Raw genomic sequence first — 26,514 nt, 5'->3', positions numbered from 1 at the left:
GTGCACGTACGGCATCTCCAGGTCACCGACTTCCGTTCGTGGGAGCACGCCGACCTGCCGCTCACCCCGGGCCCGACGGTGCTCGTCGGCCAGAACGGCCGCGGGAAGACCAACCTGCTGGAGGCGATCGGGTACCTCGCGACCCTGTCCTCGCACCGGGTGGCGACCGACGCTCCGCTGGTGCGCCACGGTTGTGAGCGGGCGCTCGTGCGGGCGGCCGTGGTCAACGAAGACCGCGAGCTGACCGTCGAACTGGAGGTCAACCCGGGCCGGGCGAACCGTGCCCGGGTCAACCGCGGCGCCGTGGGCAAGCCGCGCGACATCCTCGGCATCCTGCGTACCGTCCTGTTCTCTCCGGAGGACCTGGCGCTCGTGCGCGGTGATCCCGGTGAGCGCCGCCGGTTCATGGACGACCTGCTGGTGCAGCGTGCGCCGCGCTACGCCGGGGTTCGCGCCGACTACGAGCGGGTCCTGAAGCAGCGCAACGCGTTGTTGAAGACCGCGGGCAAGAAGAAGGGGAACGCGCGCGACGATCCGTACGCGCTGTCCACGCTCGAGGTGTGGGACAACCACCTCGCGGAGATCGGCGCCCAGCTGCTCGCCGCGCGGCTGGACCTGGTCGCCGACCTCGGACCGCACACCACCGCGGCCTACGCCGGGGTGGCGCCGGACTCGCGTCCGGCGAAGATCTCCTACCGGTCGAGCCTCGGTGACGCGCTGCCGGAAGGATACGGACTTCCCGATGGGAAACGGGCCGAACCGGAGGTGCTGAGCGGTATCCTCGCCGAGGCGATGGCGCGGGTGCGGCAGCAGGAGCTGGAACGGGGGATAAGCCTGGTCGGCCCGCACCGCGACGAGCTGGAGATCGTCCTGGGGGAGGCCCCGGCGAAGGGCTACGCGAGCCATGGGGAATCCTGGTCGTTCGCCCTCGCGCTGCGGCTGGCGTCCTACGAGCTGCTGCGCCGCGAGGCGGGGGAACCGGTGCTCCTGCTCGACGACGTCTTCGCCGAGCTCGACCGTCGCCGCCGGTCGCGGCTGGCGGAGGTGGCGGCCGGCGCCGAACAGGTGCTGGTCACCGCGGCGGTGGACGAGGACGTGCCCGGGGAGCTGACGGGGACCCGGTTCACGGTCGCCGACGGGGAGGTGTGCAGTGCCTGAGGAACAACGGCCCGGCAAAGCACGGCGAGTGACCGCGGACACACGAGTTACCCACCGATCTGGGGACAACTCTGTGGATAGTGTGGATAACACGGTGAACGCGTTATCGCCCCGCGTGACCAAGCGGCCGAACGGGCGATCTTCGAACGAGTCGGAACCAGTCGAAACGCCCCAGAAGAGTGGATCAGACACGGACCGTGACGCTCCGGCTGGGCCGAACGGGAACGCTACCGGACGTGACCTCGTCCGCTCCGCGCTGGCCGCCGCGCGCGCCAAGGCCGATTCACGCGGCACCGAGCCGGGCCGCCGCAAGATCCAGCTCGGCGGCCAGAACCCGCGCCGCCGCCGCTGGTCCGGACCGGGCGCCGACGCCCGCGACCCGCAGCCGCTGGGCAGGCTCGTCGGGCGGATGGTCGCCGAGCGCGGCTGGCAGGAGCGCGTGACCAGCAGCCGCGTCTTCGGTGAATGGGCGCGCCTGGTGGGTGAGGACGTCGCCGAGCACGCGCAGCCGGTGACGCTCAAGGACGGCGAACTGACCGTCCGGGCCGACTCGACGGCGTGGGCGACGCAGCTCCGTCTGCTGCAGGGCCAGCTCATCGCCAAGATCGCGGCCGGGGTCGGTCACGGCGTGGTCAAGCGCATGCGCATCCACGGTCCGACCGCCCCGAGCTGGCGCAAGGGCCCCCGCCACGTCCCCGGTCGCGGGCCGCGCGACACCTATGGGTGACTGAGCGCGTCATAACGCGGCTTGACAAGCGCTGGATAGCGCCGGACCCGTCCCCGCTCGCGTTCGGGCCTCTGTGACGAAATCAGGGGTGTCCTTGCCGCATGTCAGCAGAGCTGGCCAAGTAGACTGTAGGCGAGTGGGGAGTCCCTTGGGGAAGACTGAGGAGAAAGCAGGCCCGTGGCAGCTCAGCAGAACGACTACAACGCGTCTTCCATCACCGTCCTCGAGGGCCTCGAGGCGGTGCGCAAGCGACCCGGCATGTACATCGGGTCCACCAGCGAGCGCGGCCTGCACCACCTGATCTGGGAGGTCGTGGACAACTCGGTCGACGAGGCCATGGCGGGCTACGCGACCCAGGTCTCGGTGACGCTCCTGGCCGACGGCGGCGTGCGGGTGGTCGACGACGGCCGCGGCATCCCCGTCGAGGAGCACCCGGTCCACAAGAAGTCGACGCTGGAGATCGTGCACACGGTCCTGCACGCGGGCGGCAAGTTCGACAGCGAGAGCTACGCGGTCTCCGGCGGACTGCACGGCGTCGGTGTCTCCGTCGTGAACGCCCTGTCCAAGGCGCTCGACGTCGAGGTGTCCCGTGACGGCAGGAAGTGGCGCCAGCACTACGACCACTCCAAGCCCGGCCCGCTGGAGGAGGCGGGCGCCGCCGAGGGCACCGGCACGTGCACCACGTTCTGGGCCGACCCGGACATCTTCGAGACCACCACCTACAACGCCGAGACGGTTTCGCGCCGCCTGCAGGAAATGGCCTTCCTGAACAAGGGTCTGCGCATCACTCTGCGCGACGAGCGGGTCACCGAGGAGGAGACCGAGGCCGACGCCGACGGCAAGCAGGCACGGGTCAAGGAGCGCGTCTACCACTACCCGGGCGGGCTCGAGGACTACGTCAAGCACATCAACGGCTCGAAGGACCCGATCCATGCCAGCATCATCTGCTTCGACGCCAAGGGCGAGGGCCTTGAGGTCGAGGTCGCGATGCAGTGGAACAACTCGTTCACGCCGTCGGTGCACACCTTCGCCAACACGATCAACACGCACGAGGGCGGCACCCACGAGGAGGGCTTCCGCGCCGCGCTGACCCGGGTGGTCAACGCCTACGCGCGGGACAAGAAGCTCCTCAAGGAGAAGGACGAGAACCTCTCCGGCGACGACGTGCGCGAGGGCCTGACCGCGATCATCTCGATCAAGCTCGCCGAGCCGCAGTTCGAGGGCCAGACCAAGACCAAGCTGGGCAACAGCGAGGCCAAGTCGTTCGTGCAGTCCAAGACCAACGAGTGGCTGTCGGACTGGTTCGAGCGCAACCCGGCCGAGGCCAAGACGATCATCAACAAGGCGTTGTCCAGCGCGCAGGCGCGGATGGCCGCCCGCAGGGCCCGTGATCTGGTGCGCCGCAAGGGTGCGCTGGAGATCGGTGGCCTGCCCGGCAAGCTCAAGGACTGCCAGTCGACCAACCCGGAGGAGTGCGAGCTCTACATCGTGGAGGGTGACTCCGCGGGCGGGTCGGCCAAGGAGGGCCGGGAGTCGCGGTTCCAGGCGATCCTGCCGATCCGCGGCAAGATCATCAACGTGGAGAAGGCCCGCATCGACCGGGTCCTCAAGAACAACGAGGTCCAGTCGCTGATCACCGCGCTGGGCACCGGCATCCACGACGACTTCGACCTGTCGAAGCTGCGCTACCACAAGATCGTGCTGATGGCCGACGCCGACGTCGACGGCCAGCACATCCGGACGTTGCTGCTGACGCTGTTGTTCCGGTTCATGCGCCCGCTGATCGAGCACGGCCACGTGTACCTGGCGCAGCCGCCGCTCTACAAGATCAAGTGGCCGCGGGCGGATCCGCAGTACGCGTACTCGGACAAGGAGCGCGACGGCCTGCTCACCGCGGGCGCGGAGGCCGGCCGCAAGGTGCCGAAGGACGACGGCATCCAGCGGTACAAGGGTCTCGGCGAGATGAACGCCGAAGAGCTGTGGGAGACCACCATGGACCCGGCCGGGCGTCTGCTGCTGCAGGTCACGCTGGACGACGCCGCCGCGGCGGACGAGCTGTTCAGCGTGCTGATGGGCGAGGACGTCGAAGCCCGCCGGTCGTTCATCACCCGCAACGCCAAGGACGTCCGCTTCCTCGACGTGTAGCGCGCCCCCGCCACTCTCTTCCCCTCGCAGTAGAAGGACCTCATGACGGAGACCATGCCGCCGGACCACGACCGCACCGAGCCGGTCGACATCCAGCACGAGATGCAGCGCTCCTACATCGACTACGCGATGAGCGTGATCGTGTCGCGTGCGCTGCCGGATGTGCGCGACGGGCTCAAGCCGGTGCACCGCCGGGTGCTGTACTCGATGTACGACTCGGGTTTCCGGCCGGAGCGCGGGTACAACAAGTGCTCGCGTGTGGTCGGCGACGTGATGGGCAACTACCACCCGCACGGTGACTCGGCGATCTACGACGCGCTCGTGCGCCTCGCCCAGCCGTGGGCGCTGCGGTACCCGCTGATCGACGGCCAGGGCAACTTCGGTTCGCCGGGCAACGACCCCGCGGCGGCCATGCGGTACACCGAATCGCGTCTCGACCCGCTGGCCATGGAGATGCTGCGGGAGATCGACGAGGAGACCGTCGACTTCTCCGACAACTACGACGGCCGGACGCAGGAGCCGGACGTCCTGCCGGCGCGGATCCCGAACCTGCTGGTCAACGGCACGTCGGGCATCGCGGTCGGCATGGCGACCAACATCCCGCCGCACAACCTGCGCGAGGTCGCCGACGGTGTCGTGTGGGCGCTGGACAACTGGGAGGCCGGTGACGACGAGACGCTGGCCGCGCTGATGCAGCGGATCAAGGGCCCGGACTTCCCGACGAAGGGCCTGATCCTGGGCACCTCCGGCATCGAGGACGCCTACCGCACGGGCCGCGGCTCGATCCGGATGCGCGCGGTCGTCGAGGTCGAGGAGGACGCCCGCGGTCGCACGACGCTGGTGGTCACCGAGCTGCCGTACCAGGTCAACCCGGACAACCTGGTGGAGAACATCGCCACCCTGGTGCGCGACGGCAAGCTGACCGGCATCGCCGACATCGCCGACGAGTCCAACAGCCGGCGTGGCATGCGGATCGTGGTCACGCTCAAGCGGGACGCGGTGGCCAAGGTCGTGCTGAACAACCTCTACAAGCACACCCAGCTGCAGTACAACTTCGGCGTCAACATGCTGGCGCTGGTCGACGGCGTGCCGCGCACGCTGCGGCTGGACCAGGTCGTCCGGCACTACGTCAAGCACCAGATCGAGGTCATCGTCCGGCGGACCCGGTACCGCCTGCGCAAGGCCGAGGAACGCGCCCACATCCTGCGTGGCCTGGTCAAGGCGCTGGACCACCTGGACGAGGTCATCGCGTTGATCCGCCGCTCGCCGACGGTCGACGAAGCCCGCACCGGCCTGATCGAGCTGCTCGACATCGACGAGATCCAGGCCACCGCGATCCTGGACATGCAGCTGCGCCGCCTGGCCGCACTGGAACGCCAGAAGATCGTCGACGAGCTGGCCGAGATCGAGCTGAAGATCGCGGACCTGCAGGACATCCTGGACCGGCCGGAACGTCAGCGGCAGATCGTCAAGGACGAGCTGACCGAGATCGTCGACAAGTACGGCGACGACCGGCGCACCCAGATCATCCCGTTCGACGGCGACGTGTCGGTCGAGGACCTGATCGCGGTCGAGGACGTGGTGGTCACCATCACGCGCACCGGCTACGCGAAGCGCACCAAGACCGACCTGTACCGCTCGCAGCGCCGCGGCGGCAAGGGCGTACAGGGCGCGCAGCTCAAGCAGGACGACATCGTCCAGCACTTCTTCGTGTGCTCGACGCACGACTGGATCCTGTTCTTCACGAACAAGGGCCGCGTCTACCGCGCGAAGGCCTACGAGCTGCCCGAGGCGAACCGTGCCGCGCGTGGCCAGCACGTGGCGAACCTGCTGGCGTTCCAGCCGGACGAGACGATCGCGCAGATCATCGAGATCCCGGACTACGAGGTCGCGCCGTACCTGGTGCTGGCCACGCGGAAGGGCCTGGTCAAGAAGACGCGGCTGAGCGAGTTCGACTCGAACCGCTCCGGCGGCCTGATCGGCATCAACCTGCGCGAGGGTGACGAGCTGGTCGGCGCGGTGCTCGCCGGCCCCGAGGACGACCTGCTGCTGGTGTCGGCCGAGGGCCAGTCGATCCGCTTCCACGCCACCGACGAAACGCTGCGCCCGATGGGCCGCCCGACCTCGGGTGTGCTCGGCATGCGGTTCAACGACGGTGACGAGCTGCTGGCGCTGAACGTGGTCAAGCCGGACAAGTTCCTGCTGGTCGCCACGGACGGCGGATACGCCAAGCGGACGCCGATCGAGGACTACCCGGTCCAGGGCCGCGGCGGCAAGGGTGTGCTGACCATCCAGCACGACCGCAAGCGTGGCAGGCTGGTGGGAGCGCTCATCGTCGACGTCGACGACGAGCTCTACGCCATCACCTCCAGCGGCGGGGTCATCCGCACGCCTGCCGAGCAGGTCCGCAAGGCGAGCAGGCAGACGAAGGGTGTGCGGCTGATCAACCTCGGGGAGGGGACGACCCTTCTCGCGGTGGCACGCAACGCGGACGAGCCCTCGGGCGTCGGTAATGGTGAAGGCAACGGAGGAAACGAAGACCCCGTCCCGGAAGAGAGCTAAGTGACGACACCGGAGAACCCCGAACAGCACGGTGCGCAGACCGGTGAAGCGGGCACGCCGCCCTGGCAGCGGCTGAGCCGCGACGCCGGTCCGGGCACCACCACCACCGACGCCTCCGCCGGCGGTTACCGGGATGGGTGGTCGTCGGAAGGCCAGGCCGAGAAAACTGTGTTGTACTCGAACGGAGACGACCAGCCGGTCGTCTCCGGTTCGGCGGCGCAGGGCCTGTTCGGCAACCCCGCGTCGCACGACGACGCGTTGGCGGGGTTGAGGGGGCAGGAAACGGTGAGCGTGGCCAGTGCCGGCACGAAGGGCCGTTCCGCGCCGAGCGCGCTGCGCCGTCCCGGTCGCGGCCCGCGCCGGGCGAGCCTGCAGATCAAGCGGTTCGACCCGTGGTCGGTGCTGAAACTCTCCCTCGTGCTCGGCGTCGCGTTGTTCTTCGTGTGGCTGGTGGCCGTCGGCGTGCTCTACACGGTGCTCGACGGCATGGGCGTCTGGGACAAGCTGAACGGCACGTACTCGTCCCTGGTCTCCGGCGAGGGCGCGGGAGTCGCCAACGAGCCCCTCATCAGCGCCGGACGCGTGTTCGGCATCGCGGCCATCCTCGGCGCCATCAACATCGTGCTGCTGTCCGCGCTGGCCACGGTGAGCGCCTTCATCTACAACGTGTCCGCGGACCTGGCCGGTGGCCTGGAGGTGACCCTGTCGGAACGGGAGTAGAAGGCATGTTGTAGTCTTCTTTCCGTTCGAGGGCCCATAGCTCAGGCGGTTAGAGCGCTTCGCTGATAACGAAGAGGTCGGAGGTTCAAGTCCTCCTGGGCCCACACCACGTCAGGCCCCGTTTCCCGGTCAAGGGAAGCGGGGCCTGACTGACATTCTGGGCGACAGTGCCTCAATCCCTGCTTGGTGCTGTCTGTCGGCCAGATGGTGTCGGTGGACCGGTTCGGGTCACGGTTGTCCGCCGTGGCGGACGCCTTCCGCGTTGCGAACCTCATGTCGGCGTCGGCGCGGTATGAGACCGAGCAGGCCGAGCAGGCCGAACAACCCGATCCACTCCCAGTCGCTGTCGGTGTCCACCTGCTGCTGCTGGTTCTCCTGAGCCAGTACGGGACCGGCCACCTGATCGGCGCTCGCCACCGAACCGACCGTCATGGGCAGGACGAGGGCGCTCGCGAGGGCCGCGATCAAACGCTTGAACCGGTTGGACATGAGATGGCTCCTTTCAAGCCGGGAATCCGCGTGATGTCGGCTACCACGCATCGCCCCGATGTCGCGTTCGTCACCCTTTCGTGCGTCGGTCCGGGTGGAGCGCCGTGGCGGGACCCTGGTCACCGGTCCGAACCGGTGCCCTTGGTAACAGAAGGGTCACGAGGCCCCGGTCAGCTGGTTATGGTCGTTGACCGGACCTCTTCCGGACGAGCGAATGGAGTCCCGATGTTCAGCCGCCTCCGCCGACGTGACGGGCGTCAGGGTGAGCCGGTCGCCTTCGCGGCCGGTGCTGGTCTCGTGAGCGCCCGCCTGCACGACGAGGCGGGCAACCCGCTGGCGGGCGGCGAAATGGTGCTTCGCCACCGGCGTAGCCGCCGGGCCACGCGCACCGTGTCCGACGACTTCGGGCTGGCTGTCGTCACGGCGGCCACCGGAACCTACGACGTCACGGTCAGCTCCGGCGGCTATCGCGAGGCGCGGCACACCGTCGACGTCGTGACCGGCGACCACACCTCCCTCGGCGACATCGAGCTGCACCCCGACGCGAGCGTCCGCCTGCCGGGCCCGGGCCGCTGGGTGATCGACCCGGACCACACGTCGATCCGGTTCGTGGCGCGGCACATCGGCCTGTCCCGCGTGCACGGCCGCTTCACGCGGTTCCACGGCAGCATTCACGTGGACGAGCAGATCGAGAACTCCTCCATCGAGGTCGTCATCGACGCGGCCAGCATCGACACCGCCGCCGAGAAGCGGGACGAGCATCTGCGCTCGCCCGACTTCCTCGACGTCGAACGGTTCCCGAAGATCCACTTTTTCAGCCAGGGCGTGCAGCGCGCGGCAGGCGACCGGTGGCACATCGACGGCACGCTCAACCTGCGCGGAGCCAGTCGCGGCGTGCGCCTCGACGCGAGCTACCTCGGACTGCGCTCGTGGAACGGTGACCGGCTGGGTGCGGTCGCCACCGCGGAACTGCACCGCGAGGACTTCACCATCAACTGGCAGCAGACGCTCGCGAAGGGCCTGGTGGTGGTCGGCTCGACGATCGAACTCCGCTTCGACGTGCAGGCCGTGCGCGGCGTCTAAGCCAGGTCGGCGACCACGCAGGCGACGTTGTCCCGCCCGCCCCGCCGGTTCGCCAGGTCGACCAGCGCCGTGACCGCGTCCCCCGGGGTGGCGGCGGACCGCAGTTCCGCGGTCAGCACGTCGGCCGGCACCGCGGTGTGGAGACCGTCGGAGCACAACAGGTACCGGTCGCCGTCCTGGGCTTCCCGCGGCAGCAGATCCGGTTCGACCGGTTCGCGGTGCAGGGCTCTGACCAGCGTGGCCGGGACCGCGGTCCCCTGGACGTGGTCCTGGGTCAGCTGGAACAGCTCACCCGCGCGCAGCACGTACGCCCGCGAATCGCCCACGTGCACCACGCCGAGTCGGGAGCCCGACCAGAGCAGCGCGGTGAGCGTGGTGCCCGCGTCCGACAGGCCGCGCACGGCCGCGCCCGCCGCGCGAAAGGCTTCCCCGAGCGCGTCGAGCGGATCCCCGGCGCTCGTGGAGTCCAGCGGTTTGAGCGCGTCGATCGCGGCGACGCTCGCCTCCTGCCCGCCGGCGCCGAAACCGTCGGCGACGGCCAACAGGTGCGGTCCCGCGTAGGCGGCGTCCTGGTTCGCCTCGCGCACGAGGCCACGGTCGGCGCGGGCGGCGTGGATCATCCCGGTCATCGCAGTGTCCTTTCCGGACAGTTGCTCGACGAGGAAGGCGACGAGCCGCCCGCGTGCCGCGAAATCGGCTTCGGCCTCGTGCCAGTAGGCGAGGACCTCCGCGGCCGGATCGGACCCCGTCAGCACGCGCTGGATCCGCGCCAGCGGCATCCCGGTCCGCCGGAGCCATCCGATCAGCCGCCCGCGCTCAACCTGGTCCGGTGAGTACCGGCGGTACCCCGAGACCGGATCGACCGCGGCGGGCCGGAGGAGGTCCAGTTCGTCGTACAGGCGCAGCGCCTTGGCGGACAGTCCCGTCGCGCGGGCGAACGTCCCGATCGTGAGCAGACCCATATCGCCTTCCTCGTACCAGGCATTTTGCCCGGTCGAAGCGACTGTGGGCCCTGCCCCGGGGGCAAGGTCAACTCTTGTTCCACGTGGAACGGCCAGGACAGACGGGGAATGTGCCGCGTCTGTCCTGGCCGTGTCTGGGGGCGACCCGCTACTGCTCGTTGCGTTGCCGCGCCTCGCCGAGTTCCGCTTCCCGCCGCGCGCGGTCGGCCTCGGCTTCCTTCTCCGACACGCGCTGCTGTGCGTCGGCCTTTTCCTGCTGCGCGCGGCCCTCGCGCTGGGCGGAGTCATTGCCGAGGAACGTCCCCGCCGTCTCCTTGACCTTGCCCTTCAGGCCCTCGACCGCGCCCTTGATGCCTTCCTGACGGTCTTCCTTGTCGGTCATCTCTGCCCCTCCTTCGTCACCGACACGGCTACCCGAGGGAGCGCACGACTAACCACTCACGCCGGGGCGAGTGCCGGTTTGATGTTCGGGTTGCGGTGCAGCAGGTTCTCCGGGTCGTAGTGCGCCTTGATCCGCGACAGCCGCTCGTACTTCACGGCCCCGAAACTGTCGCGCACGCGGTCCTGCTCGTAGTCGGTCATGAAGTTGACGTACCCGCCTGTTCCGGACGAGTAGGGGGCGATCGCCTCCCACAGGTCACGAGCCCACTGCCGGTCACGCGCCAGCACGTCGGCGTCCGTCGCGAGGGCCGCGACGGTGAACAACACCGTGGATGTCCGCGCGCCGCCGAACGCGGTGGCGTCGTCGGCGACTTCGGTGAACGCCCCGCCCGCGCACAGGTTCGGCGAGAACGACATCGGCGAGTTCCGCAGCGGCATCCGCGACGTGACCGCTTCGATCACCGGATCCGAGAAGCTGTCCAGGTACAACCCCTTCTCGTAGGCCAGGATCCCGGGCGGCGCCGATTCGTCGAGCATCTGCTGCAGCGCGACGTAGGGCATCGGGGAAGCGAACTCGAACAACGGCCTCAGCCCGGTGCGCGTGTGCTGGGCCAGCTCGGCGAACTCGGGTTCCGCGCCGAACCCGGCGAGGATCAGGGCATACCCGGGGCGGAAGTGGTGTTCCTCCGGGACGAACGGAGCCGGCGGAGCGTTCAGCGCCGCGACGATCGCGCCGGACTCGCGCGGCAACCCGTCGACGACCGTCTGGATGAACCGCAGCGCTTCGGCCCCGCGCTCCTCCTCCCAGAAGAACAGCCCGAGCTGGATGATCGGGCCGACCGGGTGCAGCCGGAACTCGAACTCGGTGACGACACCGAAGTTCCCGCCACCGCCGCGCAACGCCCAGAACAGGTCGGTGTGCTCGTCGCCGGAGGCGCGCACGATGTCGCCGGAGGGCAGGACGACCTCCGCGGACAGCAGGTTGTCGCAGGTCAGGCCGTGCTGGTTGGTGAGCCAGCCGAAACCGCCGCCGAGCGTCAGACCACCGACACCGGTGTCGCTGACCGTGCCGCCGACGGTCGCCAGGCCGTGGCCCTGGGTCGCGGTGTCGACCTGCTGCCAGCGCGCGCCGCCGCCGACACGGGCCGTGCGTGTCTCCGGGTCCACCGAGACGTCGCTGAGGGTGCTCAGATCGATGGTCAGGCCATCGTCCCCGACCGCCGCTCCACCGACGTTGTGCCCGCCGCCCCGGACCGACACCTCCAGCCCGGACGCGCGGGCGGCGGCCAGCGCCGTCGCGACGTCACGGGGCCCGGACGGCCGGACGAGGACAGCCGGCCGTCGGTCGACGAGGCCGTTCCACACCCGTCTTCCCTGGTCGTAACCCGGATCTTCAGGCAACAGGGCGGCACCCTCGAGGGAACGCCGCAGAGTCTCCACGTCGAAGGGGATCATGACTTCCTGCTTCCGTAGGGGTGATGGCGCGGTACGGGCCACCACAGGAAGTCGAAGTTGATGTGACGTGCATTACAGACAATCCGGATGTATCGCCGTTCCGAACCGCGCGCACCCGCCGAGGGCAGGTGCAGTAGCATCGGGTGGTCAGCCGGACCGTCGAAGAGGGGCCTGAACGTGAAGAAGCTGCTGGCGCTCGCGGTCGTCGCGGGTGGGGTGCTGTTCGTGATCAAGCGCAACAAGGACGCCAAGGCTGAGGCCGACCTGTGGCGCGAGGCCACCGCCCCGACCGAGCGGCCGCTGGCCGCGGTCTCGACGAACGGCAGCGCCCCGGCGCGTGCCGCCGAGGCGGGCACGAACAACTGAACCTCCGCGAGCCCCCGTGGCTCGCGTCCGGGGCTGTAGCTCAATTGGTAGAGCGCTGCTTTTGCAAGGCAGAGGTCAGGGGTTCGATTCCCCTCAGCTCCACGGTCTCTAGGGGTCCCCTGCTCGACGCTTCGCGTCTTCGCCGGGTCGCCCGTGGCATTTCTCCGGGGGTGCGACCCCCGCGCCCCGCCCGGGAGGCTTCGCCCCCGGACCCCCAGCCGGTGCCCGGTTTTCGAGTGACTCTCACCTGGTTCGAACGATGAGGCGCGTAGTGGATGATCAGACCGCACCGGAGTTCGTCGCCGAGGACCTGTTCACCCGGTTCGAATCGTGGGCAGACGACAACGGAGCCGAGGCCGATCCGTTCTTCGTCGAGGTCGCGATCGACTGGCGGTTCCACCAGGACGGCGACCCGGCCAAATGGGACGCCGCCGACCTCCGGGGCCTGCTGCTGCACTGGTTCCCCCGCAACGTGACCGTCGAGCGCGACTACTGGCCGGACGTGGTGTCCACCCTGCACCACTGGGTCGACTTCCTGACCACGACGCCGGTCAGCCGCACCCGCGACGCCGAAACCCTCCACCGGGAGATCGACCGCAACGCCGAGGCGTTCCACGCGGCCATGGCCGACGAACGCAACTTCGGCCTCGCCAAGTTCTGGGCGACCCGGATGGCCGAGCACGACATCGACCCCGAGGACGCCGCGAAGGTGGCGGAATTCCTCGACGCCGTCAACGCCGGGGAAATCGACTTCGACCGGGACATCCTCGACGAGATCATGCGACGGAACACGGCCGAGACGGACGACGCCGACCCGCTGCCGCCCGTGGTCCTTCCCGACGACGCCGAGCTGGAAAAACTCGCCGGCGAAACCGATCTCGTCAGCCGGATGCGGGCACTGACCGGGTGGGTCGGGGCGGGACGCGCCGTGACGCGAGCCAGGCAGCCCGTGGAGGCGCACGAGCTGGCGGAGCTGCTTGCCCTCGCCCCCGCCGACGTCGAGTTGCTGGTGGACTGGGCGACGGCGCTCCGGCTGGTCCGGGTCGTGAAGGGCCGTCTGGTCACCGTCAAGGCCAGGGCCGGCCTGCTCGACCGGCCGTGGGAGCTGTGGCGTCGCGCGTTCGAGGTCGTGCGCACACTGAGGCCGGCCGTCTGGCTGCCGGTCGAGGACCTCTGGCTCGCGCTCTACCGGGCGGGCGGATCGCCGTTGCCCGTGGAGCTGCTCGTCCAGTTCCTGGAGGAAAGCTTCGGCGGCGGTTTCCCGGGGGAGAGCTTCGACGACGACGCCCCGACGTCGCGGCAGGACCTGGACGGCGTGGTCGCGGCGCTCGAGTGGCTGGGCGCGGTGCGGGTCACGACGGCGGCGGGCGCCGGTGACCTGGACCGGATCGTGCAGGTGTCCGAGCGTGGCGATCCGGACCCGCGCCTGGTGCTCCTGACCCCGCTCGGGCTGTGGGGCGTGCGGGAGGCGCTGATGGCGCAGGGAATGGACGCACCGCTCGCGAAGGATCTGGCCGGGCTGCCGCCCGAGGACGTGTGTTCGTCGCTGGTGTACGCGCATCCGGACGTGACCGACGCCGTGCTCCAGGAATGGGCCGGGGCACGGACACCCGCGGACGCCGCGGCCGGGCTTGCCGACTTCGTCGCGCAGACGCCGTCACCGACGCTGCGCGCGCTCGCCTGGACGGGGCTGGAGAAGCCCGGCGACGCGGGTGAACGGGAGGCGCGGAGGCTGCGCGCGGACGGCGGTGTCGTGGGCGCCGTCGCCGCCGGCTGGCTGGTCCGCCGCGGCGCGCTGGACCCGCGAGACCCCAGCGAAGACGAGCGGATGCTGGCCGCGTCGGAGAACCTCGCCGCTCTGCACGAACGCGGCCTGCTCCTGGACGGGCTCACCGACCATCCGCCGGAGGACCAGATCGGGCTGGTGCGCGCGGTCGTGGGCAGTGAACACCCGGATCGCGCCGCGATGCTCGCCGAGATCGCCGCGCACCACCCGCACCCGGACATCGCCGCCGAGGCCCGCCGATCACTGTGACATTGCGGGCGAATCGGTCGCTTCCGCGCGCGTGATCATGGACAATCGAGCCCTCTGCTCACCTGATCGTCCGAGGACTCCGCTTGACGTGGCTCGTGTGGCTCATCGGTGCCGTGGTGCTCGTCGCCGCGGGGGTTGCCGTCGTGCTTCCCCGTGGGCGGCGGCAAGAACGGGGCGCGGCGTGGTCGCTCGTCCGCAACGCGGTCGACAAAGCGACCATCAGCCGTGACGCTGCCCGGCGCGACGTTCCCGAAGCAGACCAGTTCCTCGCCCGTGCCGAGCGGATGCTGGCCGACGGTGGCGGTCCGAACGCGGCACGCGCCGCGGCCGGTTACGCCCGCCACGCGGACCGGCTGTGGCGGGAGGCCCGGTGACCCGGCGCTGGGCCGAGTGGCTGCGGTGGTCCTGCCTCGCCGCTGCGGTGGTCGTCCTGGTCGTCTTCCTCGTCGCCCAGAAACAGACCACCGAAGTCAGCTACGGCCAGTCACCCACCTCCACCGACTCCGTCGAAGAGGGCGGCGCCGGCGAGCTCAGTGACGCGTCCGTGCCGTCCGTCGAGGAGATGAACGCGCTCGTGCGGGCGAATCCCGTGACCCGGCTGCCCGGATCGATCGCGCGGTGGGACGAGGAGCAGGTGCGCACCGCGATCGGCGGCTCCGACATCCGCATCCTGGTCACCCCGCCCGGCCTCGACGAGTCCGAACGCGACCGGGTCACCGACGTCGACCTCGGCGAGGACACCCACGTCATCCGCATCACCGGCACGCGCGTCGCCGGTGACGGCAGTGTGGTCGTCCCCGACCGGATCTCCGAGTGGCGTGCCCAGTTCGCCACCGCCGACGTCACCAGCCTGCTCCTCTTCCTGATCGCGCGCGTCGAGGACCGCCCCGAACCCGCGGACACCGGCACGCCCGCGGTGCGCGAGCCGACGCCCGCGGAACTCGCGCCCGTCGTCGACGATCTGCGTGCCTCGAACGTCCACATCGGATCCGGTGCGACGCTCACCGGCGTCCCGCCCGAGGGCGCGGCCAACGCCTTCCCTGGCGGCGCGTTGTTCGTCGCGCTGCCGCGGCAACCGGCCGCGGAGCCACTGCCGGACTACGGCACCGCGCTGACCGCACTGTTCCCGGACCGCCCGCTCGTGGTGATGTACGGCGACTGGATCGAATACCACGGCCCGCACGCGGCGGATTTCGCCGACGTCGCCGCGGCGAGCTTCTACGGTCAGTTCGGCGAACGGCTCAGCCGGTACGCCTACCCGCAGCGCAACGTCCTCGGCGCGTACCTGGCCCGCGTCACCGACCTCCGTTACGCGGGCGTGTTCGACCGTCCGCTGCCGTACCAGCCGTTCGACCCGGTCCGCGTCGCGCTGCCCGCCCTGCCGTGGATTTTCGCCGCCTGCGCCGTGGTCTTCCTCGTGCTGTCCGCCCGCGCGTTCCGTCCACGGCGGCGCCCGTCCAGTGCACGGGTGCGGCTGGCCGGGCTCACCGCACTCGCCATCGAAGTCTCCGGCCTCAGCGACGCTCCGGCGCTCACCAGGGCGATCGCGACGCTCCAGTCCGCGCGGGAGGCTCTGGACAAACGGCTGCCGGACAAGCACGTGACCGCGCTCCTCGACGACGCGTCGGGCGAACTCGCCCAGGTCGCCAAGGCACTCCGCCGTCGCGAGTACCAGCCCGCGGTCTACCTCGAAGGCAGGCTCGCGTGATCCGGTTCTTCCGCGGCACCTTCGGCGCCGCCACGGTCGTGTGTCTCGCCTTCGTCGTCTGGGCACTGTGGACCGGCGGGATCTTCGAAGGCGCGATGGCCCGTGAGGTCCGCACGTCCTCGGTGTACGCGGCGGACGATGTCGAGCTGGACGAGGCGGCGGCCGAGCGGATCATCGGCAACCGCAGGCTCGTCGTCATCATGGACAGCCCCGGCGCCGACCTCAGCGAAGGCTGCGACGACGTGGAGAGCGCCGTGGACGGCAACCTCGTCCTGCTGCTGAGCCAGGAGGACGACGACTACGACACCTACGGCTGCGCGCTGCTGCCCGGACGCGATGACGAGAACTTCGGCAAGGCCGTGGTCGCCGAGCAGATCATCAAGCGGGGCATCGGCGAGTTCCACGACCGGCCGCTCGACGCGATCAAGGTCATCGCGGTCAACTACGACCTCCTCGTGCGGGCCGGCACCGTGCCCGACGGTGCTCGTGAGCTGAGCCCCCCGCTGCCCCGGTTCCTGATCGCCGGCGCGTCGGTCGTGGCCGTCGTCCTCGGCGCGGTCGGCATCAACCTGGCGGCGCGCCGGGCCACTCGGCTGGCGGTGCGGCTCCAGGACCAACGCGAAGCGGCAGGCGACGCCCGCAGCAAGCTGACCGCGGGCTCGGCCGCGCTGGCGCAGCAGATCATCGACCTCGACGCGCGCCGCGCCAAGGACAAGCGGTACCGGCGGATCATCGACGACTACGTGCGGTTGCTGGACGACATCGCGGAGGCGAGCACCGAGGAGGAGTACGTCGCACTGGCCGAGCGGGTCGACGCGCTCGGCAGGCGGTGTCTCAAGCTCACGTAGAGTTGCGTCGATGGCAGGCAGAGGCACGAACCGGCGGCGTGGCGCGGCACGGCCGGTTCCCGGGCGCCACCCCGTCCGCTTCGGTCTCGCCGAACTGATCGCCGACGCCGACCGGGCCAACGCGTGGCTGCTGACCGTCGACGAGGTCGCGCAGTCCTATGTGGACCTCGACGATCCGGAACACCTGGAGTTCGAGTACGTCCGGCGGATCGGTGACGTGATCGACTGTCTCGGCGCCGGGCCGCTCGACGCACTGCACCTCGGCGGCGCGGGCTGCACCGTGCCGCGCTACGTCGCGGCCACCCGGCCCGGCTCGCGGCAGCTGGTCTTCGACGCCGACGAACCGCTGATCGAGCTCGTGCGTGAGCAGCTTGACCTGCGCGCCGTCCCGAACCTGCGGGTGCGCATCTCCGACGGCCGCGAAGGCGTGGCCACCCGTCATGACGCCTCGGCGGATCTGGTCGTCGCGGACGTCTTCCAGCGCGCGAAGATGCCGGCCGACGTGGCGACCCTCGAGTTCACCACCGACGTCGCCCGCGTCCTGCGGCCCGCGGGCACGTACCTGATCAACGTCGCGGACGGGCCCGGCCTGAAGTTCGCCCGCCGGGTCGTCGCCACGGTCGCCGCGGTGTTCCCGCACGTCGTGATGCTCGCCGACTCCGGGGTGCTGCGTGGGCGCCGGTTCGGCAACCTCGTGCTGGCCGCGTCCGGCAAGGACCTGCCGCTCGCGGAGATCGGCCGCCGTGCCGCCTCGGCGGCCTTCCCGGCGCGTGTCACCGGCGGCGAGGAGCTGGACAAGTTCCGGGGCAGCGCCAAACCGATCACCGACGACGACGCGGTCGAGACCCCGCGCCCGCCGTGGAACGTGTTCGGCCTGCCGCCTAGGACCTGATTTCCGCCAGGTGGTTGTACGCGGACGCGCGCGAGATGCCCAGCGCCGCCGCCACCTCGGGCACGGCCTTCTGCAGGGCGAACAGCCCGCGTTCGTCGAGGGCGCGGAACAGGTCCAGCCGCTCGGCGCGGGTCATCCGGCCCACCGGGCGGCCGAGTTTCAGCTCCTCCTCGGCCACCACGCCGCGGATCAGCTGCCCGACGTCGTTGGTGAAGGTCGTGGTCGCGTCGGGCAGGGAACTCACCGCGCCCAGCTCGCCCAGCAGCACGGCCGCGTGGCGCAGGTCGGTCACGTCGACGTTGACGCACAGCGACCCGAACACCTCGCCGTCGGAGTCGCGCAGCAGCAGCGTCGACGCCTTGATCACCCGGCCGGAGTCCGTGCGCGTCAGGTAGTTGACCTGGTCGCGCGCGTCCCGGCCCTGCTTGAGCAGGCTCAGGCCCAGCTCGCTCATCGCGCCGCCGGGTGCCCGGCCGGTCACGTCGCCGGCGACCGCGACGACGGAACCCTCCGGGCGCCGGTAGTCGTGCAGCACGACCTCGCAGTGGCCGCCGAACGTGGCGGCGAGGCCGTCGAGCACGGGTCGGAGCGCGGCGAGCACCGCGTCGGCATCGGTCACCTGGGCATGATGTACAGAGCCTGGATCGATTGTCTAGCGGGCCTCGCCGATCAGGATGTCCACCGCCGCGTCGTTGCGGGTGGTTTCACGGACGATGTCCTCGTCCGGGGGGTAGAAGCCGGGGAACGGGCTGGTCGGGTACATCTCGAAGGTGAAGCTGAGGACCTTGTGGGTGCCCCACATCCAGTCGTTGATGTCGCCGTCGGTGACGTAGAGGTCGCTGGACTGCTGGGCGGTGTACTGGTTGGTCGCGGCCATGCGCTGCCCGACGTCGCGGAACCGCGCGTTCTCCTCGGCCGTCATACCCTCACCGGTGTCGTCCTGGGTGTGCCCGAACGGCCAGAGCACCAGCTCCGAGTAGGTGTGGAAGTCGATGTGCGCCTTGATCCGCTGGGTACCGCCGATCACCCGGGAGTCCACGAACCGCGCCACCGCCTGCGTCTCCGGCTCGGAGAACGCCGCGGGGCCGCGGTAGGTCTCCGACCCCGGGCGGGTGCTCGATCCGTCGCAGCACCCCCACTTGTAGCCCCAGTTTCGGTTGAGGTCGGTGCCGATCGAGTTGTCGTCGGCGGGTTTCCGGTTCTTGCGCCAGTACTGGTAGTCGCTCCCGGAGATGTCGAACTCCGAGCCGTCCGGGTTGACGTTGGGGATCACCCAGATCACGTGGCCGTCGACGAGCTGCCTGATGTTCGGGTCGGTCGCGTAGCCGTCGGTGAAGCGCTGCACGATGTGCAGGCACATCTCGGTGGTCAGGTGCTCGCGGGCGTGCTGGTTGCAGGTGAACAGCACCTCCGGCTCACCCTCGTCGGCGGTGACGTTGTCGCTGATCTTGAGCAGGTTCAGCTCGCGGCCCTCGAAGGACTTGCCGGCGCTGGACAGCGCCGCGAGGTCAGGGTGGTTCGCGGCCGCGTTCCGCAGCTCGGACGTGACTTCGGCGTAGGTGTGGTAGCCCTCGTCGCCTGCCGGGAAGTCGGCCGCCACCGCGTGCGCGGGTGTGGTCCCGGTCAGCAGGGCGGCTCCGGTCACCAGGGACAGCAGGGCACCGGCGGCCCGCCGTGAATACATTTTGCCTCCGGACGAACACGAAGAGTAGTTCGTCCCACCCTGCTGGAGCGGCGCGCCCGCCACAACCCGACGTACGTCGGGTGGTTGACTGGACCGGCCATGCGACGAGTCCTGCCCGCCCTGCTCGCGGCCGCCGCGCTGACCGGCTGCGCCGCGGAGCCCGCGCCCCCGGGGGCGCCACCGTCCTCCGGCGCGCCGACGACCACCGCGGTCCGGTTGCCGCCCGATCCGGTGCCCGTACGGGCCGCGAACTGCCCGTACCTGGACAGCAAGAGCGTCGCCGACGCCAACGGGCAGCGGGTCTCGAAGGTCGAGATTTCCGGCGACCAGCCGCACCCGTCATGCTTCTTCTACGCGCTGACCGGCAAGCTCCAGCTGACCGTGCGCGTCTACACGGGCGACCCGGCGGTGGCGGAGGCGTTGGTCGACCGGGCCGCGCCGGTGGACACGAGCAACCCCGCGACTGACCCGTCCGGGTGGCAGGGTGGTTACGCTACGAAACCGGACGGTGCGGTGTATGCCGTGGCCAAGGACGGTACGGCCGTCATCGTGACCACGAACCAGCAACAGACCGTGAAGGCCAGAACCGTTGCCCGGCAGGCTATCGCGCACCTCTAAGACCGGCGGGGTGCAGTGTCAAGTTGATCTTGTATTACCCTGATCGCACCTCGCAGCCGGGAGGACCAGCACGCGAACGGGTCGAGACCTGCGGCCCGCAACGGCGTGGCACGGACTGCGAGTAGCCCCCGTGTACCTCGATGTGAAGAAGGACAGACTTTCGTGGCTGACACCCTCAAGGAAATCCTGCTCGACCCCAGCAGGCGTCCGGCCGTCGTGAGCGACCTCGAGACGCTGGTCGACGAAGAGGTCTCGGACAAGGGCGGCGTGTCGGGCGCCGTCATCAAGACCGGCTTCGCCGCGGTCAAGAAGATCAAGCCGGGCATCATCGGCTCCGCCGTGGACAGCCTGCTCGACGACTTCGCCGCCGCGCTCGAACCGTTCTACGCCGACTTCCGCGGCCAGGGTGGCGGCGACTTCGGCGCCTACCTGTCCGGCCGTGGCGACCAGGCCGCCGACGCGCTGCTGAGCGTGACCGACGCGCGCGCCGCCAAGAGCAGCCGCGACAGCATCAAGAAGGTCTACGAGAAGCTGCGCCCGAACGGCAAGAAGAACGTCGAGGAGGCGCTGCCCCGCCTCGGCAAGCTGATCGACAAGCACGCGGCCACCGCCTGATCCCAGGCACGGACGCACCACGGCCGCTTCCCCGGCCCGAACCCGGGGAAGCGGCCGTTCGCGTGTCCGGACCGCGAAGGTGCCGCCCACCTGCCGGAGCAGGCGGGCGGCACCGGTGACGATCTAGGACTGCTTCGGAAGTGGCTTGCGTTGCGGTGCGGGTGGCGGAACCTGAGGCGGCCCCTGGCTCCGGGATCGCCTCCTCATGAATTCCCGCCCGCCAGCCCGGCCACCACCCCTCACGGACGCGCTTCGCGCGGCAGCGCCTCGCACCACGTCTGCGCTGTCCTCGCCAGGAACCGCCCACCCGTCACCCACCGCCACCCTCAACGGACGCGCTCCGCGCGACGGAGCCGATCCAGCGTCACCCACCGCCACCCTCAACGGACGCGCTCCGCGCGACGGAGCCGATCCAGCGTCACCCACCGCCACCCTCAACGGACGCGCTCCGCGCGACGGAGCCGATCCAGCGTCACCCACCGCCACCCTCAACGGACGCGCTCCGCGCGACGGAGCCGATCCAGCGTCACCCACCGCCACCCTCAACGGACGCGCTCCGCGCGGCCCCGCTGAATCAAACTCGCGGCGGTGCCAGCGCACGGCCCACAGCAAGCGGCTCCGCCGCTGAGGAAACACGGCCTAGTTCTGCTTCTCCGCCGGAGACGGGCTCGGCGCGTGCTGGCCGTTGGCCGTCGACTCCGGGGCGGCGGGCTTCGGCGCGGCGCGCGGCGGCTCGGTGGCCACCGGCGGCTCCTGCTTGCTCCGCATCGCGACCGCGGCACCCGCCGCCGCCACGACGGCCAGCCCCACGAAGAGCGGCCACTTGCGCCGCTTCTTCTCGCCCTTCGCGGCGAGCTTCGCCTCGGCCAGCGCGGCCTGGAAGTCCTTCTTCGCCTGCTTGAAGTCCTTCTTGGCCCGCCGCTTCGACTCGCCAGCCGACTTCGCGGCCTGTACCGCGGCCCTGCGGGCCTTGCGGCCGGGCTTGCGCAGCTCGGCCAGCCGCTCGGCGGCCTCCCTGCGTGCCTCCTTGCTCGACTTCGCCAGGTCCTTGCGGGCCTTGCGGCCACGCTTGGCGGCCGCCTTCCGTGCCTCTCCGGAGCGCTTGGCGGCCTCCTTGCGGGCCTCCGCCGTGCTCTCGGAGAGCCGTTTCTCGGCTGCCTGAGCTGCCTGGGCGGCAACCTCGGCGCCCGCCTTGCCGGCTTCCACAGCCCGCTTGCTCAGGCCGAGCAAACCGGCTTTGGCCGACTCACCCACCGAGTCCGCAGCTCGGGTCATGGCCTTTCACCTCGTCAATCGTTTCGTCTCAAGTTCCATCCCCGTAACCATCCTGCCCGTTTCCGGGCGATCCCGCTGCGGATGGCACGATGAACCCGTGACCCAGAGCAGTGAATCCTCCGTTGGTGCGAAGACGGTCGCCGTCCTGCACACCAACTCCGGGGACATCCGGATCAACCTTTTCCCTGATCACGCCCCCAAGACGGTGGCCAACTTCGTCGGCCTGGCCGAGGGCACGAAGGAGTACCAGCGCCCGAACGCCAAGGGCGAGAACTCCGGCCCGTTCTACGACGGTGCGATCTTCCACCGCGTCATCCCTGGCTTCATGGTCCAGGGCGGCGACCCGACCGGCACCGGCCGCGGCGGCCCCGGCTACCAGTTCGGCGACGAGTTCCACCCCGAGCTGCAGTTCGACCGGCCGTACCTGCTGGCGATGGCGAACGCGGGCCCCGGCACCAACGGCTCGCAGTTCTTCATCACGGTCGCCAAGACGCCGCACCTGAACTTCAAGCACACGATCTTCGGCGAGGTCGCCGACCAGCCGTCCCGTGACGTGGTGGACGCGATCGCGAACACCGCGACCGGGCCGGCCGACAAGCCGCTCACCGACGTCGTCATCGAGAAGATCGACGTCCAGGGCCAGGCCTGAACCAGGGTAGGTTGGAGGCATCGTGAACATGCCTCCGCACCCGCCTGCCTCACAGCCGCACCAGCAGTCGGCACTGCCCGGTTGCTGGTGGCACCCGTCGCGCCCCACCGGGCTCAGCTGTGTCCGGTGTGGCCGTCCGGCGTGCCCGGACTGCCTGCGTGAAGCCTCGGTCGGCTACCAGTGCATCGACTGCGTGCAGACCGGCCGCCGCGAGCAGAAGGTGCAGCGCTACACCCCGCGGACGGTGGCCGGTGCGCAGGTTTCGCACCGGCCGGTGGTCACGCCGGTTCTCATCGTGCTCAACGTGCTCGTGTACGTGATCACGGCGGCGCAGGCGGGCAGCCTGACCGGCAACGACTCGGCACCGGCGTTCACCGACGGCGTGCTGTGGCCGCTCGCGCTCGCGGGCGAGGACCAGTGGTGGCGCCTCATCGTGTCTGGTTTCCTGCACTACGGGCCGATCCACCTCGCGGTCAACATGCTCGCGCTGTGGATACTCGGGCGCGACATGGAAACGCTGCTGGGCCGCGTGCGCTTCACCGCGCTGTACCTGGTGTCGCTGCTGGGCGGCGCGGTGGCGGTGTACCTGTTCGACGACGTGAACCGCGGCACCGCGGGCGCGTCCGGGGCGATCTACGGGCTGCTGGGCGCGATGCTGGTCGCGGTCATCCGGCTGCGGCTCAACCCGGCCTACGCCATCGGCACCATCGTGCTGAACCTGATCATCACCGTCTCGTTGCCGGGCATCTCGCTGCTCGGCCACCTCGGCGGACTGGTCGTGGGCGCGCTCGTCGCCGCGGCGATGGTGTACGCGCCCGCGAAGGGACGCCGGTACTGGCAGGGCGGCGCGGTCGCGATGCTGGTGATCGCGTTGCTGGTGCTGGTGTTCGTGCGGGACGCGCAACTGGCGAGCGTGGTGTGCGGCTACCGCGGTGACCAGTTGCTGTGCACGCCGCCCTCGGCCTAAGGTCGCAGCCCGCTCAACGTTTCCAGCACGTCACGGGGATCCTCGCCGAGTTCGAGCCAGCCGAAGACGAACAGCGCCTCGCCCGCCTCGATTTCGAGGGTCGCCGAGTCCCTGCCGAGACGCCGCGAGGTGCGCAGCCGGACATCGACCTCGGGCCAGTGCAGGTCGCGCTTTCCCGTCGTGGTGCGGATTCGCAGTCCGCGCGGGTCGGCGGTGAGGCGTGGCCGCACGAGCAAACCGTGCAGGGACAACGCGATCAGCGCGACCGCCGCGACCGTGAAGAGGACCGTGCCCGCGCGGTCGCTCACGAACACCGCGCCGAGCGCCGCGAAAACGGCTGCGGCGCAACCGGCTCCGACCAGAACCGGTCGCGGAGCCCAGTGCGGAGAGGAGTTATCCACAGCGGTTATCCACACTGGGGATGAGTCACAGGGCTGTCATTACTGGTCAAGCCGCTGTTCGGGGTAATTGCCGTGATCTCGCGCTCAGCGCCACCGCATCGTCATGAGCAGACCGACGATCATCAGCGCGAAGCCGACGGCGAAGTTCCCGTTGCCGAGGTCCGCCATGAACGGGATCTTGTCGCCCGCGATGTAGTTCACGACGAGCCAGACCAGGCCGAGGATCATCAGCCCGAACATCACGATCTTGTAGAACAGGCTGGAGGGCCCCGCGGCACGCACCTTGACCGGCGTGCGCCGATCGGCCGGCGGGGTGTACGCCGTCTTCTTGCGGACCTTGGACTTGGGCATCGGAACCTCGCGGTGTTCGTGTCTGGCCAGGCGGTGCGCATCCACCTCCTACCTTCACACGTTAACGTAAGCGTCCCCGAGAGAGGAGCGCGCGTGGCAGTCCTCGACGCCCCGCCACCGGAGAAGTCGCGCGGCGGCTTCGCCCGCACCGTGCGGATCTCCGGCGAAGTGCTGATCACGGCCGGTCTCGTGGTGCTGTTGTTCGTGGTCTACGAGCTCTACGTCACCGACCTCTTCTCCGCGCGCAAACAGGCCAGCGCCACCGCGGCGCTGGACGACGACTGGGCGCAGGGCCGCACGCTGCACGCCGACCTGATCGACGGCGAGGCGTTCGCGAAGATGTACATCCCCGGTTTCGGCGCGGACTACCACTTCACGATCCAGGAAGGTACGGACGCGAAGGCGCTGGAAGTCGGGCCGGGGCACTACAAGGGCACCGCGCTGCCGGGCGAGCCGGGCAACTTCTCCGTCGCGGGTCACCGGGTCGGCAAGGGCGCGCCGTTCAACGACCTGGACCTGCTCAGCTCCTGCGACGCGATCGTGATCGAGACGCGGAGCGACTTCTTCGTCTACCGCGTGTTACCGCACGAGAACGAACTCGCGACCTGGAACGCCGACAAGGCCGCGCGGCCGCAGTGCGCCAACGTGGGCACGCTGCGCACCGACGCGGCGGACGGCGGCCCGTACGGGCAGACCTTCGGCCGCGAGATCGTCACGCCGGACCAGGGTGACGTGGTCGCGCCGGTGCCGCACCAGCCCGACGGCGTGCTGCCGGCGGCGCAGCAGGTCTCACTGCTCACGCTGACGACGTGCCACCCGCGCTTCTCCGACAGGCAGCGGCTGATCGTGCACGCGGTGCTGACCAACCAGTACCCGAAGACGCCGGGCGCCACCTACGACCAGCTCCTGCAGGCGATCGGAGGCGTGTGATGTACGGCTGGATCTGGCGCAGGCTGCCCGGCCCGGTCGCGGTCAAGGCGCTGACCGCGACCGTGCTGGTGCTCGGCGTGATCGCGGTGCTGCTGTTCGTGGTCTTCCCCTGGCTGGATCCGCTGCTGCCGTTCAACCAGGTATCCGTCAACTAGTCGCGGGAGACGCGGACCATTTCGTGGCGCTCGACGACCTTGACGCGTTCGCGGCCGTGTGGCTCGCCGAGGGAGCGCTCGTGCGCGTCGAGCTTGCCCCAGCCCTCCCAGGTGGTGAACTCGACGCCGCGCTCGGCCAGGAACGACGTGATCGCGTCCGGATCGGACTGCACCGGCGCGGTCAGCTTGTCCGCGTCGGCGAGGAGGCTGCGGATCGTCTCGGCCGCGTCGCCCTTGGTGTGGCCGATGAGGCCGACCGGGCCGCGCTTGATCCAGCCGGTCACGTACACGCCGGGCACCTGGTCGCCGTCGATGTCCAGCACGCGGCCCGCCTCGTGCGGCACGGTGCCCTTGTCGTGGTCGAACGGGATTTCGGGCAGCTCGGAGGACAGGTAGCCGACCGCGCGGTACACGGCCTGGACGTCCCAGTCGTGGAACTCGCCGGTGCCGCGGACGTTGCCGTCCCCGGTCAGCTCGGTGCGCTCGGTGCGCAGACCGCTGACCGTCCCGTCGCCGAGGATCTCCGTGGGCGAGTGGAAGAAGTGCAGGTGCAACCGCTTGGGCCGGTCGCCGACGTCGCGGATGGCCCATTCCTGCAGCGTCTTGACCACCATGTCGACCTGCTTGGACTCGCGGATCGCGGCGATCGACCCGTCGTCGAACTCGATGTCCTCGGGCGCGACGATGACCTCCACGTTCGGCGAGTGGTCCAGCTCGCGCAGTTCGAGCGGGGTGAACTTGGCCTGCGCGGGGCCACGGCGGCCGAACACGTGCACGTCGGTGACCTTGCTGGACTTCAGGCCCTCGTACACGTTCGGCGGGATGTCGGTGGTCAGCAGCTCGTCGGCGGTCTTCGCGAGCACGCGGGCGACGTCGAGCGCCACGTTGCCGACGCCCAGCACGGCCACGCTGGTGGCTTCCAGCGGCCAGGTGCGCGGTACGTCCGGGTGGCCGTCGTACCAGGACACGAAGTCGGCGGCGCCGTGACTGCCGTCCAGGTCGACGCCGGGGATGTCCAGTGCCCGGTCGCTCATCGCGCCTGTGGAAAAGATGACCGCGTCGTAGAACTCGCGCAGGTCGTCGAGCTTGATGTCGGTGCCGTAGTCGACGTTGCCCAACAGGCGGATGCCGGGGCGGTCGAGCACCTTGTGCAGAGCCGTGACGATGCCCTTGATGCGCGGGTGGTCGGGCGCGACGCCGTACCGGATCAGCCCGAACGGCGCCGGCATGCGTTCGAAGAGGTCGATGCTGACGTCGGCGTCGGACTTGTCGAGAATGTCGGCGGCGTAGATCCCGGCGGGGCCGGCACCCACGATGGCGACGCGAAGAGGACTACGG

28 protein-coding genes and 2 tRNA genes are annotated in these 26,514 nt (G+C 69.9%); 20 read left to right on the top strand and 10 right to left on the bottom strand.

What is annotated here, in order from left to right:
* The 6 genes from recF to HNR02_RS08860 all read left to right on the top strand — a co-directional run bounded on the left by recF (position 1) and on the right by HNR02_RS08860 (position 7,416).
* Positions 1 to 1,158, top strand: coding sequence for a DNA replication/repair protein RecF (recF, locus tag HNR02_RS08885; protein ID WP_179772678.1), 1,158 nt, complete (start codon positions 1 to 3; stop codon positions 1,156 to 1,158).
* 115 nt (positions 1,159 to 1,273) lie between these two features.
* Positions 1,274 to 1,885, top strand: a complete 612-nt coding sequence (locus tag HNR02_RS08880; protein ID WP_179772677.1) for a DciA family protein — start codon at positions 1,274 to 1,276, stop codon at positions 1,883 to 1,885.
* Between the two features lie 177 nt (positions 1,886 to 2,062).
* Positions 2,063 to 4,030, top strand: a complete 1,968-nt coding sequence (gene gyrB / locus HNR02_RS08875) for a DNA topoisomerase (ATP-hydrolyzing) subunit B (RefSeq protein WP_179772676.1) — start codon at positions 2,063 to 2,065, stop codon at positions 4,028 to 4,030.
* A 42-nt stretch (positions 4,031 to 4,072) separates the two neighbouring features.
* Positions 4,073 to 6,592 (top strand): DNA gyrase subunit A, encoded by a 2,520-nt coding sequence (gene gyrA, locus HNR02_RS08870; RefSeq protein WP_179772675.1) that lies wholly within the window; start codon positions 4,073 to 4,075, stop codon positions 6,590 to 6,592.
* Entirely contained in the window at positions 6,593 to 7,312 is a 720-nt protein-coding gene (locus HNR02_RS08865; RefSeq protein ID WP_179772674.1) for a DUF3566 domain-containing protein, read from the top strand.
* Positions 7,313 to 7,342: 30 nt separating this feature from the next.
* Positions 7,343 to 7,416, top strand: a tRNA-Ile gene (locus HNR02_RS08860).
* 124 nt (positions 7,417 to 7,540) lie between these two features.
* Here HNR02_RS08860 and HNR02_RS08855 read toward each other — a convergent pair.
* Positions 7,541 to 7,801 carry a WGxxGxxG family protein gene (locus HNR02_RS08855; protein ID WP_179772673.1) on the bottom strand — a complete coding sequence of 87 codons (261 nt, stop codon included), beginning with the start codon at positions 7,799 to 7,801 and terminating at the stop codon, positions 7,541 to 7,543.
* A 225-nt stretch (positions 7,802 to 8,026) separates the two neighbouring features.
* Between HNR02_RS08855 and HNR02_RS08850 the strand changes: the two genes are divergently transcribed.
* Positions 8,027 to 8,884 carry a YceI family protein gene (locus HNR02_RS08850; protein ID WP_179772672.1) on the top strand — a complete coding sequence of 286 codons (858 nt, stop codon included), beginning with the start codon at positions 8,027 to 8,029 and terminating at the stop codon, positions 8,882 to 8,884.
* Here HNR02_RS08850 and HNR02_RS08845 read toward each other — a convergent pair.
* The 3 genes from HNR02_RS08845 to HNR02_RS08835 form a co-directional block, all read right to left on the bottom strand.
* Entirely contained in the window at positions 8,881 to 9,846 is a 966-nt protein-coding gene (locus HNR02_RS08845; RefSeq protein WP_179772671.1) for a MerR family transcriptional regulator, read from the bottom strand. The two genes, HNR02_RS08850 and HNR02_RS08845, sit on opposite strands and share 4 nt — an antisense overlap.
* 148 nt (positions 9,847 to 9,994) lie before the next feature.
* Positions 9,995 to 10,228: a microaggregate-binding protein 1 gene (gene mbp1, locus HNR02_RS08840; protein ID WP_179772670.1), complete on the bottom strand. Its 234-nt coding sequence runs from the start codon at positions 10,226 to 10,228 to the stop codon at positions 9,995 to 9,997.
* Between the two features lie 56 nt (positions 10,229 to 10,284).
* On the bottom strand, positions 10,285 to 11,682 hold the full coding sequence (locus tag HNR02_RS08835) for an FAD-binding oxidoreductase (protein WP_179772669.1): 1,398 nt from the start codon (positions 11,680 to 11,682) through the stop codon (positions 10,285 to 10,287).
* A 177-nt stretch (positions 11,683 to 11,859) separates the two neighbouring features.
* Between HNR02_RS08835 and HNR02_RS08830 the strand changes: the two genes are divergently transcribed.
* From HNR02_RS08830 to HNR02_RS08800, 7 genes are all read left to right on the top strand, one after another.
* Positions 11,860 to 12,048 (top strand): DLW-39 family protein, encoded by a 189-nt coding sequence (locus HNR02_RS08830; RefSeq protein WP_179772668.1) that lies wholly within the window; start codon positions 11,860 to 11,862, stop codon positions 12,046 to 12,048.
* Positions 12,049 to 12,077: 29 nt separating this feature from the next.
* Positions 12,078 to 12,150 (top strand) — tRNA-Ala (locus tag HNR02_RS08825).
* A gap of 169 nt (positions 12,151 to 12,319) precedes the next feature.
* Positions 12,320 to 14,083 carry a hypothetical protein gene (locus HNR02_RS08820; protein ID WP_179772667.1) on the top strand — a complete coding sequence of 588 codons (1,764 nt, stop codon included), beginning with the start codon at positions 12,320 to 12,322 and terminating at the stop codon, positions 14,081 to 14,083.
* A gap of 83 nt (positions 14,084 to 14,166) precedes the next feature.
* Positions 14,167 to 14,457, top strand: coding sequence for a DUF6403 family protein (locus HNR02_RS08815; protein WP_179772666.1), 291 nt, complete (start codon positions 14,167 to 14,169; stop codon positions 14,455 to 14,457).
* Positions 14,454 to 15,791 carry a hypothetical protein gene (locus HNR02_RS08810; protein ID WP_179772665.1) on the top strand — a complete coding sequence of 446 codons (1,338 nt, stop codon included), beginning with the start codon at positions 14,454 to 14,456 and terminating at the stop codon, positions 15,789 to 15,791. Before HNR02_RS08815 ends, HNR02_RS08810 begins: the two co-directional genes overlap by 4 nt.
* Positions 15,788 to 16,639 (top strand): hypothetical protein, encoded by an 852-nt coding sequence (locus HNR02_RS08805; RefSeq protein ID WP_179772664.1) that lies wholly within the window; start codon positions 15,788 to 15,790, stop codon positions 16,637 to 16,639. The genes HNR02_RS08810 and HNR02_RS08805 overlap by 4 nt, the downstream gene beginning before the upstream one ends.
* Positions 16,640 to 16,649: 10 nt before the next feature.
* Positions 16,650 to 17,531 carry a spermidine synthase gene (locus HNR02_RS08800; protein WP_179772663.1) on the top strand — a complete coding sequence of 294 codons (882 nt, stop codon included), beginning with the start codon at positions 16,650 to 16,652 and terminating at the stop codon, positions 17,529 to 17,531.
* Here the strand turns inward: HNR02_RS08800 and HNR02_RS36445 are convergent.
* The gene (locus HNR02_RS36445; RefSeq protein ID WP_179772662.1) at positions 17,521 to 18,150 is read right to left on the bottom strand and encodes a helix-turn-helix transcriptional regulator; all 630 of its coding nucleotides are present in this window, start codon (positions 18,148 to 18,150) and stop codon (positions 17,521 to 17,523) included. The two genes, HNR02_RS08800 and HNR02_RS36445, sit on opposite strands and share 11 nt — an antisense overlap.
* Positions 18,151 to 18,183: 33 nt before the next feature.
* On the bottom strand, positions 18,184 to 19,188 hold the full coding sequence (locus HNR02_RS08790) for a M14 family metallopeptidase (protein WP_179775801.1): 1,005 nt from the start codon (positions 19,186 to 19,188) through the stop codon (positions 18,184 to 18,186).
* A 126-nt stretch (positions 19,189 to 19,314) separates the two neighbouring features.
* Between HNR02_RS08790 and HNR02_RS08785 the strand changes: the two genes are divergently transcribed.
* The gene (locus HNR02_RS08785; protein ID WP_179772661.1) at positions 19,315 to 19,833 is read left to right on the top strand and encodes a DUF2020 domain-containing protein; all 519 of its coding nucleotides are present in this window, start codon (positions 19,315 to 19,317) and stop codon (positions 19,831 to 19,833) included.
* A 162-nt stretch (positions 19,834 to 19,995) separates the two neighbouring features.
* Positions 19,996 to 20,448: a DUF6918 family protein gene (locus HNR02_RS08780; RefSeq protein WP_179772660.1), complete on the top strand. Its 453-nt coding sequence runs from the start codon at positions 19,996 to 19,998 to the stop codon at positions 20,446 to 20,448.
* 639 nt (positions 20,449 to 21,087) lie between these two features.
* Here the strand turns inward: HNR02_RS08780 and HNR02_RS08775 are convergent.
* Positions 21,088 to 21,723 carry a hypothetical protein gene (locus HNR02_RS08775; RefSeq protein WP_218902732.1) on the bottom strand — a complete coding sequence of 212 codons (636 nt, stop codon included), beginning with the start codon at positions 21,721 to 21,723 and terminating at the stop codon, positions 21,088 to 21,090.
* Positions 21,724 to 21,820: 97 nt separating this feature from the next.
* On the opposite strand from HNR02_RS08775, the gene HNR02_RS08770 reads away from it, so the two are divergent.
* Positions 21,821 to 22,372 (top strand): peptidylprolyl isomerase, encoded by a 552-nt coding sequence (locus HNR02_RS08770; protein WP_179772659.1) that lies wholly within the window; start codon positions 21,821 to 21,823, stop codon positions 22,370 to 22,372.
* A gap of 22 nt (positions 22,373 to 22,394) precedes the next feature.
* Positions 22,395 to 23,339: a rhomboid family intramembrane serine protease gene (locus HNR02_RS08765; RefSeq protein ID WP_179772658.1), complete on the top strand. Its 945-nt coding sequence runs from the start codon at positions 22,395 to 22,397 to the stop codon at positions 23,337 to 23,339.
* Here the strand turns inward: HNR02_RS08765 and HNR02_RS08760 are convergent.
* Positions 23,336 to 23,647, bottom strand: a complete 312-nt coding sequence (locus HNR02_RS08760; RefSeq protein WP_312860951.1) for a PH domain-containing protein — start codon at positions 23,645 to 23,647, stop codon at positions 23,336 to 23,338. The genes HNR02_RS08765 and HNR02_RS08760 overlap by 4 nt on opposite strands.
* A gap of 177 nt (positions 23,648 to 23,824) precedes the next feature.
* Complete coding sequence (gene crgA / locus HNR02_RS08755; RefSeq protein ID WP_179772656.1) at positions 23,825 to 24,091, bottom strand: cell division protein CrgA; 267 nt, start codon at positions 24,089 to 24,091, stop codon at positions 23,825 to 23,827.
* 93 nt (positions 24,092 to 24,184) lie between these two features.
* Between crgA and HNR02_RS08750 the strand changes: the two genes are divergently transcribed.
* Entirely contained in the window at positions 24,185 to 25,021 is an 837-nt protein-coding gene (locus HNR02_RS08750) for a class E sortase (RefSeq protein ID WP_179772655.1), read from the top strand.
* On the top strand, positions 25,021 to 25,176 hold the full coding sequence (locus tag HNR02_RS08745) for a hypothetical protein (protein ID WP_179772654.1): 156 nt from the start codon (positions 25,021 to 25,023) through the stop codon (positions 25,174 to 25,176). Before HNR02_RS08750 ends, HNR02_RS08745 begins: the two co-directional genes overlap by 1 nt.
* Here HNR02_RS08745 and HNR02_RS08740 read toward each other — a convergent pair.
* A complete protein-coding gene (locus HNR02_RS08740; RefSeq protein ID WP_179775799.1) occupies positions 25,173 to 26,489 on the bottom strand; it encodes an FAD-dependent oxidoreductase in 1,317 nt (438 codons plus the stop codon). The genes HNR02_RS08745 and HNR02_RS08740 overlap by 4 nt on opposite strands.
* Positions 26,490 to 26,514: the final 25 nt, after the last annotated feature.

Source organism: Amycolatopsis endophytica (assembly GCF_013410405.1).
Lineage (GTDB): Bacteria > Actinomycetota > Actinomycetes > Mycobacteriales > Pseudonocardiaceae > Amycolatopsis_E > Amycolatopsis_E endophytica.
Note: the sequence above shows the minus strand (reverse complement) of the source record. Positions and strands in the feature narration are given on the sequence as shown.